Below are 12,759 nucleotides of genomic sequence, written 5' to 3' on the forward strand. Positions count from 1 at the left end.
ATCGATTTACTCGGTGTTAACAAAAGCAGTATGCTACCGCATCTTGACCGGTCTGTTTAATGAATTGCGGTCTGAACACAGAATGTTTCAGAGAAAAAGATTTTGTGACCAGGGATGCGTTAGCAATTATTTTTGATTGAAGTCTTCTGTTTCTCTCTGCCGTTGGGCATCAATGCGCCGATCCAGCCACTGTCCAATATGCTGTAAAATTTCACTTCTGCGCGGTTCTTTCAAGAATAAATGCTGATGATACGGCAAATCAGCCAATAGCAAATGCGCATTATCCGGATGATTGCGTATTGTTGCATCGATAAACGCCGCACCGCCCCAGAACGCGGTAACGGGATCATGTCCGGAATAAATCAAATAATACGGGACGCTAAATGAAGCCATCCGACGGTGAAATTCGACAATTTCCTTTTCCACCCCTTTGACATACCGCAACAGGGTGCGCCGGATAATCCAGCCATCGGTTCTCAGGTGTTGCTTCTCTGCTTCGCTGTCTGTGAGATAGTCCACAATCCACACGGGCGTCGAAGGTGTCGCAATATTCCGCAGCACCGGCCATGACAATACCTCTAATAAACCATCTAATACAGGCACTATCACCAGCGACAGTGTTTGATTGAACAACAACATCGGCAAAGCTTCGTCACCGGGGTTCAGAAAATGCGTTTTGGCATGAAAAGACAATTTGATCAATGGATTGGCCAGCCAGCCTCGCCAACCCGGTAATTCACTGACAGCAAAACCAGGCCCGAGAAAAACCGCACCTTGTATCCGCTCGGCCCAATCCGTATCACTGTGTAACTGCATCAAGTATGTTGCAGTCACCAAAGCACCGAGGCTGTGCGAAATAATAAATACCGGTTTTTCAGACCCGCCTTCAGCATCACATCGCTGAATCGTTTTTTCAAGTGCGCGGCCAAAATCTCGGCGCATGGGATCGAGATCGTATAAATCTGTTTGCGACAAATAAGCCTGACTAACGTCCTGTTTGCCGGCACCTGCAACCAATGCCTTATCCGCCTGTTGCAACACCGGATTAGACAAACCATGCGCATAATAATCGAAACCGGCAACTAGGAATTTCCTGGAAAAATGAAGCGCAACATCGCGGTAACGCCCAATATACTCATTCATGCCATGTACAAGCAAAATGCATGCGGCTGGCTGAACGGGTTCCTGCGGCGCAAGAACCCGCAAAATCAAAGGTTCGCTGCTTTCAGAACGGGCAATGCGATGCTCTTCCCCCCAACGCGGATAGGATTCGCTGACAAACTGCTGATGCATACAACCCGATAACGTAACCAGTATCGTTAACAGCACTACCAAGCCGGCATAACGGTGTTTGAGTTGTACTTTTGTCATAGTCCTCGATCACCTGTTTAAAAGTGCAGCAACCAAACAGTCACCGCACTCAAACAGTCTGATTATTGATGCAAATGTTCGGGATTATCCGCGGATAACGGTTTAAAGTTGCGACGCCCCGTAAAGAGGCTCCACCTCACAATCATGAGCAAAATAAAAATCGCAAGAACATGTTTATACGCTACAGGCGGCCAATTAAATAATTCCGACAATGTATTCCATGACCATAACCCGGCAATGGAGGCCGCTAGAAACAAACCAACCGTATAAAAAACCTGTTTCAAATGAATGTTTGACATCACCGACTCCTCAATTCAATTTTGCAAGTAAAGATTGCAGCGTTTTAAGGGTAATTTGCACGTCATTTTTTTCCAGATGAGAAAACAACACCTCGATCGTTTCTTCATCTTTCCGTAAAACGGATTCAAATAACATACGTCCGTTCTCGTTGAGCATTATGTGAGGAGAGCGTTTGTGACACGGATTTTCCTGGCTTATCACCAGCTCCTGGTTTAGCAGCGAATTCACGGTGGCCTGAACATGCTGCCGGGACACGTTATATTGCTTCGCGATTTCCGGAACTGAGAGTTTTTTCTCGGGATAAAGAAATTCCATCACCGCCCTGTCCGCAACAGAAATACCAAATGTTTCAAGATTTTCACCTGATTTCTGGGCAAAAGCGCGAAAAAGCCTGCGTATCAGCCAGATAATCTGGTAAATCTCCTTTTCGGTTCTTTCCGGCATTTTAGGCACGCTCAAAATAATAATGACAACTCGATTGTCATTATTATTAACGACAAGTGAGCTGTCAAGTTGAAATAGTAATTATCATTATCAGGCTGTTTTCCACACCACCCAGCCACGCGCGCTTTTAATTGTCAACGCGCTGTCACCCCGTTTCGGCAATCGTTTTGATTATCCGCGTGAAGCACTGATGATCGGCGTCGCTGAACAAAACAAAACGGACATGCTTAACGTTTATCAGACCCGGGAGAGTGTCAATCGTTGTTTTAATCGCAATGCTGGCGGCTGGCTCCAGCGGGTAGCCGAATATCCCCGTAGAAATTGCCGGAAAAGCAATGGATTGAACGCCATTTTCATCGGCCAGCCGTAACGCGTATCGATAACAGTCGCCCAATAGCTTGTCGGATGGCTCGTCAACACCGTAAACCGGCCCAAGACAATGAATGATATAGCGATTGGGCAGATAATGCGCGCCGCTTATCACCGCTTCTCCTGGCCGAATCGGTGCAAATTGCCGGCATTCAGCTTCAAGTTCTGGCCCCGCACTACGGTGGATAGTGCCCGCCACGCCACCCCCAGTTCTGAGTTCGGCATTCGCTGCGTTGACGATTGCACCCATATCCGGTTGGTCAACAATATTTCCTTGAACACATTCAATCGTCACGCCATTGTATACATGCTTCGCCATAACCAATCATAACCTCTGTTATACACCAACGCCGCGCTTCAATTCTGCATGCCGTTTCAGCAGCGGTATCAGCTGAAAAATATGTCGAATCTCCAAAATGATGCCAACAGCCAACATGACATTCAGTATTTCCTGATTGTTTAGGACGGGATGGAAAGCATTGCCCTTCGCGACAAAAATGCCGTAAACCCCAAGCCCGATCAGGGTTACTGCAATCATACTGACAAATTGTGTCTTGATAATACTTTTTTTAATTTCAACCAGCTCTTTTTCTTTTCGTGTATTCATGGCTTGCCTCAATAAAGGGCATCTCTAAAAATCCATATTTCGTCACAATACGTCGTTGTTCACAAAAAATATTTCCTTACATATCAATTATATGCTGCATCAATATTTTTTGTTCTCGCCTCGTCTTGTTTAAAACTCTGAATTTTTAGAGTCGCCCTATAGATAGATCAGAAACAGCATTGTTTAAAATAATTGACCTCAGCTGCTAACGCCCTTTTTCACCCTTGTAGGGTGCATTCAAGGTACCCATGACATCTCCTTCCTGTGAGAAGATCAGGATCACATTATGATAACGGGCGTTGAGCGGCATATAAACGAAATCATTTTTCTCATAACCCGTTCTGGCTAAAAAAGCATCCAGTTCCTGACGCATTGCTTCATTGTGAGAAATAATCTCGTCGATATTTAGCTGGTCAATAAAAATCGCGCGGCGACTTTCTTTAAACGGGCGATAAAGCTGGAACTGTTCAAACGGCGCAAGCTGTTTTTCGGTACTCAATGTCAGGATTTGATGTATTTTTTCAATTTCAACCGGGCGACGGGCATGAATCAATACGGGTTTTTCCGCGCCAAATTGTGTCAGTTGTGCCAAGGCAATACCCTGCTCATGATAACTTTTAGCGGGCATGCTGAAAAACTCGCCATCCCAGTGGACTATGGCGACTGGCCGTTCGTTATGCACGGTATATATACCCCAGGCAAGAACGCTTGCCTGAACAAGCGCAATCGCGCCCAGATCAAAACGGATCTCCCGTCTGGATTTTTTGGGATTAAAAATGATCAGCGTCATCAAGGGGCCCAGCACCAGATCGATCAAGGCTATAATGCGGATACCCTGCCAGCCGCCGTCCGCGGTAAAGTAGGGTAATGGATACCATTCAAAAATAATATAATAAGCGAGTATCAGAAATATGATGGCACTGATCGCCAAATGTATTCCTGCCGCTTTAAATTTGGATTTGATCGAAGAAGGCTGTTTTTCCATCGTCATTGTCGCTTCCATCACTACCTCGTAACTTTTTGTATTATCGAACGAATAAATAAGAATGCAGATTATAGTTCCAGCACTCAAGAATCTTTTCGGTAACGACAAAGAGAAATTTGGCTTTAATTGACAGATTACATTATGAACAGACGAATTGTTCAGATATGAACAAAGATTACTGGCTAAAGCGATGGGAGCATAACGAGATTGGTTTTCATCAGGATAGTGTTAACCCGTATTTGCTTGAATATTGGAAAACATTGCAACTTGCTGCTGGCAGCCGGGTATTTGTGCCGCTTTGCGGAAAAACGCGTGACATGTTATGGCTGCGCGCGCAGGGACATTCCGTTTTAGGCGTTGAATTGAGCGCGCGCGCCGTGCAGGCGTTCTTCAGAGAAAATCAATTGATTCCAAATCATGACGGCACATCCGATAAACGCTTTGACCATTACGCGGCCAGCGACATCCATATCCTCCTCGGCGATTTTTTTGATCTGAATAAACAGGATTTAGGAAATATATGCGCCATCTATGATCGTGCATCATTGGTTGCACTGCCGTCTGAAACACGCTGCCGCTATGCAAACAAACTCTGCAGCATCGTGCCGCCCGGCAGCAAAGTTCTGCTTGTCGGTCTCGACTATCCGCAGTCTGAAATGCAGGGGCCGCCCTATGCAGTGCCACCCAAAGAAGTCGCCGCATTGTACCAGCCGAGCGCCGAAGTGCGCCTGTTGACACAGATTGACGTGCTCGCGGACAATCCGCGTTTTCAGCAGCGCGGATTGACCCGGCTGGTAGAGAGCGTTTATCTATTGACGCTGCATCATGCGGAAAAATCCTGAGCGGGAAATTACCGAGCCTGATAATCCATTTCATGCGGACGCCAGAGCTGTGCGGCGCCGCGTACGCCGGAACTGTCGCCATGCACGTTCTTCAATACAGGCGTGATGAATTCGTCATTAAACACATAGTGCGCCAGGCGTTCACGCCCCTCTGAATAGAGTCTTTGCACATTCGACAAGCCGCCGCCAAGAACAATGGCATCCGGATCGAGTATATTGACCACCATCGCCAGCGCGCGGCCATACCGGTCAAAAAACCGCTGCATGGCGACTTCGGCCAATACATCACCTTGCGCCGCCAGTTCCACGATATCCCCGGCAGTCAATGCACTGTCTCCGCCATGACGATGATAGTCAGCCGCCAGGCCCGGCCCGGAAATCAGCGTTTCAACACAGCCTTTATGGCCGCAATAGCAATCCGGCCCATCGCGCTCAAGGATATTATGCCCCCACTCCCCGCCGATATGCTGACAGCCCTGATGCAGTTGGCCGCTGAACACCACGCCGCCACCCACGCCGGTTCCCATAATCACGCCAAATACCACGCCATAGCCTTTTCCGGCGCCGTCGAGCGCTTCGCTCAGGGTAAAACAATTGGCATCATTGGCGATACGCAGCGGCCGGTTTAACAGCGTTTGCAGATCTGCCAGCAATGGCTGCCCGTTCAGGCAGACCGTATTGGAATTTTTCATGCAATCCGTTACCGCAGAAATCGCTCCAGGTGTGCCGATACCCACCGGACAACGCCTGCCAATCTCTGTTTCAAGCCGTTCAACCAGTTGCGCCACCGCATTCAGAATTGCCCGATAACCTTCAGCCTGCGGTGTGGCCACACGTTTTCTCAACAGCGCATTGCCGCTATCATCCAGCACCACGCCTTCGATTTTGGTGCCCCCCAGATCAATGCCGATGCGCATTTCTCAATTTCATTTTCTTCACATGTTATGACACATTACAGACCGGCTGAAACCACCCACCAGTCTGTATTTTATCGACTATTGATCAGATCATTTCTGCGCGGGTTTTTCCATAGGAACAACTGATGCAGATGGTATTTTATCCGGATTATCAGATAGCACTTCCCCGGCGACATGAGCCTGTTCATTTTCATTCACTATAGCCGTCGGCTCAGCTTCCGGTAAATTTTCTGATTGGGCAATAGACTTGGATGTTAAGTCATCCAATGATGGTTTATCTGCTTCTCCGTTAGAAGCATCACCCATAATGTGTTTTTGAAGTCGTTCAATATGGCCTTTGTGAACATAACCTTTATCCCATACATAAAACAAACTTCCCAGCACAATTAAAATAAATAAATACAACTTCCAGGGACTTTTCTTTTCTTCAAATGGGTCAACTGATGAGTGTTCGGCGCCAGGCGGTAATGCCGCTATCTTTGTCAGGGAAGCGCCAAACGGAATGTTAATAATAGCGCGCGTATTAACAGCCCATCCGTTTCCATCCAGTAAAGGCGCAAGATTACGTTTACGCAGTTTTAAATATGCAATGATCACCGATGGACCGGAAACAAGCAAAAGCAAGCCGGCTATTGCAAGCGGCATTTGCCACAAGGTCAAACTTAGAAAACCGGTAATTACAGCGGCAATGGCCGTACCAATTGCTCCAATGGCCAAACCAATCGCAGCAAAAATACCGGCAAACTTACCGACATCAAACGGCACCGCATTTGATTTACCGGATTCTCCAGTTTGGACGACCTCAGACAAACCTGCTGACGCTTTATCCTGAACAGCCTTTTCTCCGGCGCTGGCCATTTTTTCGATCTGCTGGCTAATCATTTTTCCGATTCGTTTATAAGGATACCAGAACGCCTGTTTGACACTGATCGGATGTTCAATAATTTTGATGATGGTAGCGTCCCAATCATTTCCCTGGCGATCATAAAAAACACCATTACGGCCAACCATTAAATTGTCGGCATCGCCATTGGTAAAAGCGGCGACTATGATCATTTTGTCTGTACCCTGCCGACGGTTGCATTCACAATATGCCAGATAAGTGCCACTCAAGTTGGCCATCGTGCTGTGCTTGTCCATATCGGAGATCTTAAGACAGAATTCACAACTACGACCATCAATATACAAGGAGCCTGCCTGAAAAATAGCCTGATAGCCTGGCGCATAAAAATCACTGAACGAAACGAAGTTGTTCAAAAGACGGAATAAATCCCGATGATAACGAATTAATCTGTTTACAGAAATAATCGCGTCAAATGTACTCTCCAATGCTTTATCCTGCTCTATTAGCGCTGTAATTTTCCCCTGAAGGCCGCTATCGAGCATGGTGCGCACCCGGTTTATTCCCAGAGATTCAACCACCTGTCCTTGTTTAGCATCCATCCAGGCTTCATAGGCCGCAAATTTTTGTCGGATCTGCACCCATTCTTCATGCTCCAGACTATCTTTTTCTCCCAACAGCGGTTTGCCCACTTCATCCCAAAACACCTGCATTGTCTGTGACCAGGCAGGATTAATACCGGATTCAAGTAAAAGTGGTCGGTTTGCAGCTATCTTGGAAAGCGGCAGTGCAGCAATTTGACCATTTGCTTCAGAAACATTCGTATTGGCCAATGCCTCATATTCTTTTATCGCAGGATTCAACGGCTCATCCGCGCGCTGATCTTAAGCAGCTAACCGGCAACGAGTAAAATAGTCGTCTACTTTGTCCTTGACTTGATCGAAAACGGCTTTTCCGGCAGCTGTTGCACTACCGAGGGGCAGGATTAGAGAAGCCTGGCTTTCCGCTTCGTGCCACCACTGTACATAAGCATGAGCTTCCGTAAAAAAGTGGTTAACTTTCTCCAGCGAGACACCCGGTTGCCCTGAACGATCTTCTTCATACCCTACGCATTCAATGATTTCTTTGATAGCTGTTCCAGAATCAATATCGGGTGTTGCAGAAGGTGTAATAATGCCATCGCCATTAAAGTGCGTATTGGAAAAAATTTTGTTTAAATCTTCTGTATCCGCAATAGTTATTTCAATAGCATCTGCTTTATTCAAACTACTTAATATTTGTTGTGCGGACGCTAATAGCACAGCACCCTCTGGATCGTTCTCATTAATGGCTGCGAGCGGCAACACTTCACTCCCGTGCATCATATCTTCCGGGTTTTTCAATACAGTGGTCGTCCAATTAACCGCAGCTATTATTTCTGGCACCCTGATATGGCCATCGCCATCTGTATCGATTAATTCGAGTGTTTTGCTATCGATTTCGAGATTATTCGTAGGACAACTTAGCGCAGCCCACAATTTTTGATCAAGCGTTTCGAGCGATTTCAAATCATCCGCACAATCTAGACAAACCTGATCGAACCCGCCCGACCGGAAAAAGCGCCATTGATAGAATTTATTGTTCATTTTATATCTCTACTGTAAAAATTTTTTTCAGATTATTAAAGAATCCATGTCACGCATATATAAAATCCAGGGCCTTATACACCGCTACCATTTATTTCGATCTAAGAAACAAACAAGGCCACCGAGATTTCACAATGATTATAGTGTCCAAATCGTGCTTTTTATTTCACCCCTTCCTTCAAACTCGCCATAATAAACTGATTGAGATCGCCATCCAGAACCGCCTGGGTATTGCCGACCTCCACATTCGTTCTCAAATCCTTGATGCGCGACTGGTCGAGCACGTAGGAGCGGATTTGATGCCCCCAGCCGATATCCGTTTTGGTATCTTCTATGCTTTGTTTTTCTTCGTTGCGTTTGCGCAGTTCGGCTTCATAGAGTCTGGATTTTAACATCGACATCGCTTCCGCCTTGTTCTTGTGTTGGGAACGGCCACTCTGGCATTGCACCACAATGCCTGACGGATTATGCGTGATGCGCACCGCAGAATCGGTTTTATTGATATGCTGCCCGCCTGCACCCGAGGCGCGAAAGGTATCAATACGCAAATCCGCAGGATTGATATCCACCTCAAAAGACTCATCGACCTCTGGATAAACGAAAATACTGGCAAATGAGGTATGACGGCGGTTGCCCGAGTCAAACGGCGACTTTCTGACCAGCCGGTGTATCCCGGTTTCGGTTCTCAAAAAACCATACGCGTATTCACCGGTCACTTTCAGACTGGCGCTTTTAATTCCCGCCACATCGCCCGGCGATTCCTCGAGCACTTCAACCTGCAGCCCCTGCCGTTCACAATAGCGTAAATACATGCGCTCCAACATTGCCGCCCAGTCCTGTGCTTCCGTGCCACCCGACCCTGACTGCACATCCACAAAACAGTTGTTCGGATCCATGGGATCGGAGAACATCCGGTGAAATTCCAGCTTTGCAACAATCTCCTCCAATGTTTTTGTATCCGCAGCAACACTGTTGAGCGTTTCTTCATCGGATTCTTCTTTTGCAAGCGCAAATAACTCACGCGCATCGCTCAACTGGTGATCAATGGATTCCAGCGTCAGCACCACATCCTCCAACGCTTTCTTGTCACGGCCAACCTGTTCCGCCTGCTTGGCGTCGTTCCAGATCGCCGGATCTTCAAGCAAGCGGTTTAACTCGTCCAGCTTTGTTTTCTTGTCCTCGTAGTCAAAGATACCTCCGCAAGTCATTCCTACGCGTATCAAGTTCGTCTAGCTGATCTGCTAATGCATTAATTTGTTCGGCTTCCATTACACTTGTTCCCGGTAATTATTCTAAAAGATATATTGTAAAGTAATCTAAGACAAATCTTCACGTCCGTACCATTTACAGGCCATTTATTGCTGCAAAATGACTGTTTTCATTTCGTGGACAGCGTTTCTTTATTAAAATACCGGGATGTATTCATTTCTTCAATTCTGACTATCGATTTAATGCCGAATTACTTTGCCCTTATCCCGGCTGCCGGATATGGTTCGCGGATGGGAAATCAGTTGCCCAAACAGTATTTAAACCTGGCCGGCAAGCCAATGATTTATCATGCAATCCAGACATTGTGCACGTCGCATCACATTGTGCGTGTTTTTATTGTGCTGTCACCGAATGATCCCGAATGGCAAAAATACGACTGGGCTGCATTTTCAGACAAGCTGAGTGTTTTTTATTGCGGCGGGGAAACGCGTGCCGACAGTGTACTGAATGGATTAAGCACCGCTTCCGGACAGTTTTCCCTGCAATCCAATGACTGGATTCTGGTGCATGATGCGGCGCGGCCGTTACTCACACACGATCAACTCAATCAGCTGATCAGTGAGATTGCAGACGATGCTGTCGGTGGACTGCTGGCGATACCGGTAGCCGACACACTCAAACGCAGCGACACAAGCACCCGTGTCATACACACAGAACCCCGGGAAAATCTGTGGCAGGCGCAAACGCCGCAAATGTTTCGATACGCCATGCTCATGGATGCGCTGAGCAATACAGTCACCATGAATATCACCGATGACGCCAGCGCTATCGAAGCCATGGGATTTCAACCGAAGCTTGTACACACCAAAGCCTACAACTTCAAAATCACCTATCCCCAGGACTTGGAACTCGCCGAACTCATTCTACAAAAAAAGGAAAAACAATGAACGCCATAAGAATAGGACAAGGCTCCGATGTGCACCAGCTGGTTGAAAACCGGAAATTGATCATCGGCGGCGTCACCATTCCGCATGAAAAGGGTTTGCTGGGTCATTCCGATGCCGACGTGCTGCTTCATGCGCTGTGCGACGCATTGCTGGGCGCTGCCGCCTTGGGTGACATCGGAAGGCATTTCTCTGACACGGACGCACAATATAAGAATGCCGACAGCCGCGAATTATTGCGCAAAGTTAACCAGTTATTGCGAGAACGCGGTTATGACATCATCAATATCGATGCAACCATTATCGCGCAGGCGCCAAAAATGGCGCCCCATATTCCGCTTATGATTGTAAATATTGCACAGGATCTCGGCATGCCTGAAAGCAGCATCAACATCAAGGCCAAGACTGCCGAACACCTGGGCGCAATTGGGCGCAAGGAAGGCATTATGGCCGAAGCCGTCTGCCTGATTAATCGAACTGATTAAGCGATCTGATTAAGCGAACTAACCAAGCGAGCCGGCCAGCAGTGACGATTGACACCATGAATAATATCGTTAACAACAAGAACGAGAAATACGCACGCCTGTTTTTCGCCCTACAGTCTTCAAAGAAAATACAAAAGACGCTTGGCCAGGTCGTGGAAAAACTGATTCAACACGATGGCGGACGGCTGATAAAACCGGAAAACATTCATCTGACATTGTTATTCCTCGGCAAAACCGATATCGATAAAATAACGGCACTTAAAACCGCGGTCGGAAATATAACGGCTAAAACGTTTAATCTGACAATCGGAAAAACCCGATTCTGGAAGCGCAACCAGATCATTTATGCGCACGCAGACATTTATCCGCCGGAACTCTTTACGTTAGTCGATGCGATAAAAAATGCGGTGCAAAATGCGGGGTTTGAATTTGACAGCCGCGCATTCAAACCCCATATTACGCTTGCCAGAAAAGTGACCTGTCACACGCCGGTTGATTTCCAGCAGCCCATACAATGGCATGTCAAGGAATGGCTGCTGATGCAATCGAAGCAAACTGACCAGGGTATCCGCTATACTACCCTTGGCCGGTGGCCACTTCACTAGAGTTTCCTATGTTCTTGTTACGTTATTCACAATATTGAAGATCCTTGCTTTCGACACTTCCACTGAATACTGTTCTGTTGCACTTTTTCTGGATGGGAAAATCATCAAAACAGAAACGCACGCCGGACAGCGTCATTCAGAATTATTGCTGCCCATGGTTCAGAGAATCCTCGACGAAACGGGACTTGAAATAACCGGTATCGATGGCATTGCCTTCGGCGCGGGCCCCGGTTCTTTTACCGGACTCAGAATCGCCTGCGGCGTGGCGCAGGGACTCTCATTTGCTACAAATTTACCGGTTATTGGCATCAGCACGCTTGAAGCGGTCGCGCAGCAAAGCACACACGATAAAGTCATTGTGGCCCTCGATGCGCGCATGGGCGAAATTTATCACGCCGCGTACATCAGACACGCGAATAACTGGCAAGCTGTGAGCGAACCGATGTTATGCGCGCCAGAACATGCACCGGCAGTATCCGGCGCACAATGGATCGGCTGCGGCAGTGGATTTGACAAGTACGATCGCGTATTATCGGAACGCTATGCACCGGATCTTTTAAAAATCGATTATGGCCGCTATCCCCATGCCCAGGAAATCGCGCAACTTGCTGCCGCCAGACCGCTTGAAGCGTTTAATACCGATCCCGCGCAAGCCGCACCGGTTTATATTCGTAACAAAGTAGCACTCAAGGAAAGCGAGCGATGACTGCAACCACGCAATTGAATCCAAGTGTCAGGGAAATGCGTGAATCGGATTTGACCCGGATCATATTGATCGAACGCGAAATCTTTCTTTTTCCGTGGTCACCGGCAAATTTCGCCGACTCGATTCAATCGGGCTATCTTTGCAGGGTCATGGAAGACAACAACGCCATTCTCGGCTACAGCATCATGATGATAGGGCCGGATGAAGCGCATATCCTGACACTCGGCATAAACCCCCAGTGGCAAAACAAAGGTTTGGGCAGAAAGCTGTTAAACTACCTGTTCGAGCTTGCCCGCGAAAACAACGCGAAGTCGATGCTGCTCGATGTCCGCGAATCCAATCATGGCGCCGCCAAACTCTATAAACAACTCGGTTTCGAGCAAATCGCCACGCGCAAGGGTTATTATCCGGCCATGTGCGGACGCGAGGATGCATTGGTGATGCGCTTGATGCTATGAAGGGCACCTCTAAAAATCCATACTTCGTTACTCACAAAAAATGTTTCCTTA

General features: G+C 47.4%; 16 protein-coding genes. 6 read left to right on the forward strand and 10 right to left on the reverse strand.

Going from position 1 to position 12,759, the window contains the following annotated elements; translation table 11 throughout:
* Positions 1–126: 126 nt before the first annotated feature.
* The 6 genes from MRK00_00965 to MRK00_00990 all read right to left on the reverse strand — a co-directional run bounded on the left by MRK00_00965 (position 127) and on the right by MRK00_00990 (position 4,082).
* Positions 127–1,371 carry an alpha/beta hydrolase gene (locus MRK00_00965; GenBank protein ID MDR4515961.1) on the reverse strand — a complete coding sequence of 415 codons (1,245 nt, stop codon included), beginning with the start codon at positions 1,369–1,371 and terminating at the stop codon, positions 127–129.
* Between the two features lie 62 nt (positions 1,372–1,433).
* Positions 1,434–1,670 carry a DUF4175 domain-containing protein gene (locus tag MRK00_00970; protein ID MDR4515962.1) on the reverse strand — a complete coding sequence of 79 codons (237 nt, stop codon included), beginning with the start codon at positions 1,668–1,670 and terminating at the stop codon, positions 1,434–1,436.
* A 10-nt stretch (positions 1,671–1,680) separates the two neighbouring features.
* Positions 1,681–2,115 (reverse strand): MarR family winged helix-turn-helix transcriptional regulator, encoded by a 435-nt coding sequence (locus MRK00_00975; protein ID MDR4515963.1) that lies wholly within the window; start codon positions 2,113–2,115, stop codon positions 1,681–1,683.
* A gap of 145 nt (positions 2,116–2,260) precedes the next feature.
* Positions 2,261–2,803 (reverse strand): macro domain-containing protein, encoded by a 543-nt coding sequence (locus tag MRK00_00980; GenBank protein ID MDR4515964.1) that lies wholly within the window; start codon positions 2,801–2,803, stop codon positions 2,261–2,263.
* An 18-nt stretch (positions 2,804–2,821) separates the two neighbouring features.
* On the reverse strand, positions 2,822–3,091 hold the full coding sequence (locus MRK00_00985; protein ID MDR4515965.1) for a hypothetical protein: 270 nt from the start codon (positions 3,089–3,091) through the stop codon (positions 2,822–2,824).
* Between the two features lie 205 nt (positions 3,092–3,296).
* Positions 3,297–4,082, reverse strand: a complete 786-nt coding sequence (locus MRK00_00990) for a hypothetical protein (protein ID MDR4515966.1) — start codon at positions 4,080–4,082, stop codon at positions 3,297–3,299.
* A gap of 158 nt (positions 4,083–4,240) precedes the next feature.
* On the opposite strand from MRK00_00990, the gene MRK00_00995 reads away from it, so the two are divergent.
* Positions 4,241–4,918: a thiopurine S-methyltransferase gene (locus MRK00_00995; protein ID MDR4515967.1), complete on the forward strand. Its 678-nt coding sequence runs from the start codon at positions 4,241–4,243 to the stop codon at positions 4,916–4,918.
* An 8-nt stretch (positions 4,919–4,926) separates the two neighbouring features.
* On the opposite strand, the gene MRK00_01000 is transcribed toward MRK00_00995, so the two are convergent.
* The 4 genes from MRK00_01000 to prfB all read right to left on the reverse strand — a co-directional run bounded on the left by MRK00_01000 (position 4,927) and on the right by prfB (position 9,570).
* Positions 4,927–5,835, reverse strand: a complete 909-nt coding sequence (locus MRK00_01000; GenBank protein ID MDR4515968.1) for an ROK family protein — start codon at positions 5,833–5,835, stop codon at positions 4,927–4,929.
* A gap of 90 nt (positions 5,836–5,925) precedes the next feature.
* Positions 5,926–7,539 (reverse strand): hypothetical protein, encoded by a 1,614-nt coding sequence (locus MRK00_01005; GenBank protein ID MDR4515969.1) that lies wholly within the window; start codon positions 7,537–7,539, stop codon positions 5,926–5,928.
* Between the two features lie 21 nt (positions 7,540–7,560).
* Complete coding sequence (locus MRK00_01010) at positions 7,561–8,301, reverse strand: hypothetical protein (protein MDR4515970.1); 741 nt, start codon at positions 8,299–8,301, stop codon at positions 7,561–7,563.
* Positions 8,302–8,462: 161 nt separating this feature from the next.
* Positions 8,463–9,570, reverse strand: a protein-coding gene (gene prfB, locus MRK00_01015; protein MDR4515971.1) for a peptide chain release factor 2 whose coding sequence is annotated in 2 segments (ribosomal slippage) — positions 8,463–9,488 and positions 9,490–9,570 — 1,107 coding nt in all. Because the reading frame shifts where the segments join, the coding sequence is not laid out codon by codon here.
* Between the two features lie 182 nt (positions 9,571–9,752).
* On the opposite strand from prfB, the gene ispD reads away from it, so the two are divergent.
* Genes ispD through rimI form a run of 5 tightly spaced genes read left to right on the forward strand, consistent with a single transcriptional unit; the run spans position 9,753 to position 12,708 of the window.
* Positions 9,753–10,457 carry a 2-C-methyl-D-erythritol 4-phosphate cytidylyltransferase gene (ispD, locus tag MRK00_01020; protein MDR4515972.1) on the forward strand — a complete coding sequence of 235 codons (705 nt, stop codon included), beginning with the start codon at positions 9,753–9,755 and terminating at the stop codon, positions 10,455–10,457.
* On the forward strand, positions 10,454–10,939 hold the full coding sequence (ispF, locus tag MRK00_01025) for a 2-C-methyl-D-erythritol 2,4-cyclodiphosphate synthase (GenBank protein MDR4515973.1): 486 nt from the start codon (positions 10,454–10,456) through the stop codon (positions 10,937–10,939). Before ispD ends, ispF begins: the two co-directional genes overlap by 4 nt.
* Before the next feature lie 56 nt (positions 10,940–10,995).
* Complete coding sequence (gene thpR, locus MRK00_01030) at positions 10,996–11,544, forward strand: RNA 2',3'-cyclic phosphodiesterase (GenBank protein ID MDR4515974.1); 549 nt, start codon at positions 10,996–10,998, stop codon at positions 11,542–11,544.
* 34 nt (positions 11,545–11,578) lie between these two features.
* Positions 11,579–12,250: a tRNA (adenosine(37)-N6)-threonylcarbamoyltransferase complex dimerization subunit type 1 TsaB gene (gene tsaB, locus MRK00_01035; GenBank protein MDR4515975.1), complete on the forward strand. Its 672-nt coding sequence runs from the start codon at positions 11,579–11,581 to the stop codon at positions 12,248–12,250.
* Positions 12,247–12,708, forward strand: a complete 462-nt coding sequence (gene rimI, locus MRK00_01040) for a ribosomal protein S18-alanine N-acetyltransferase (GenBank protein MDR4515976.1) — start codon at positions 12,247–12,249, stop codon at positions 12,706–12,708. Before tsaB ends, rimI begins: the two co-directional genes overlap by 4 nt.
* Positions 12,709–12,759: the final 51 nt, after the last annotated feature.

Origin of the sequence: Nitrosomonas sp. (assembly GCA_031316255.1) — a bacterium.
Lineage (GTDB): Bacteria > Pseudomonadota > Gammaproteobacteria > Burkholderiales > Nitrosomonadaceae > Nitrosomonas.

Coding starts and splice junctions, on each gene's coding strand:
- MRK00_00965 (MDR4515961.1), bottom strand. CDS start 1,371: ATGACAAAAGTACAACTCAAACACCGTTATGCCGGCTTGGTAGTGCTG.
- MRK00_00970 (MDR4515962.1), bottom strand. CDS start 1,670: ATGTCAAACATTCATTTGAAACAGGTTTTTTATACGGTTGGTTTGTTT.
- MRK00_00975 (MDR4515963.1), bottom strand. CDS start 2,115: ATGCCGGAAAGAACCGAAAAGGAGATTTACCAGATTATCTGGCTGATA.
- MRK00_00980 (MDR4515964.1), bottom strand. CDS start 2,803: ATGGCGAAGCATGTATACAATGGCGTGACGATTGAATGTGTTCAAGGA.
- MRK00_00985 (MDR4515965.1), bottom strand. CDS start 3,091: ATGAATACACGAAAAGAAAAAGAGCTGGTTGAAATTAAAAAAAGTATT.
- MRK00_00990 (MDR4515966.1), bottom strand. CDS start 4,082: ATGACGATGGAAAAACAGCCTTCTTCGATCAAATCCAAATTTAAAGCG.
- MRK00_00995 (MDR4515967.1), top strand. CDS start 4,241: ATGAACAAAGATTACTGGCTAAAGCGATGGGAGCATAACGAGATTGGT.
- MRK00_01000 (MDR4515968.1), bottom strand. CDS start 5,835: ATGCGCATCGGCATTGATCTGGGGGGCACCAAAATCGAAGGCGTGGTG.
- MRK00_01010 (MDR4515970.1), bottom strand. CDS start 8,301: ATGAACAATAAATTCTATCAATGGCGCTTTTTCCGGTCGGGCGGGTTC.
- ispD (MDR4515972.1), top strand. CDS start 9,753: ATGCCGAATTACTTTGCCCTTATCCCGGCTGCCGGATATGGTTCGCGG.
- ispF (MDR4515973.1), top strand. CDS start 10,454: ATGAACGCCATAAGAATAGGACAAGGCTCCGATGTGCACCAGCTGGTT.
- thpR (MDR4515974.1), top strand. CDS start 10,996: ATGAATAATATCGTTAACAACAAGAACGAGAAATACGCACGCCTGTTT.
- rimI (MDR4515976.1), top strand. CDS start 12,247: ATGACTGCAACCACGCAATTGAATCCAAGTGTCAGGGAAATGCGTGAA.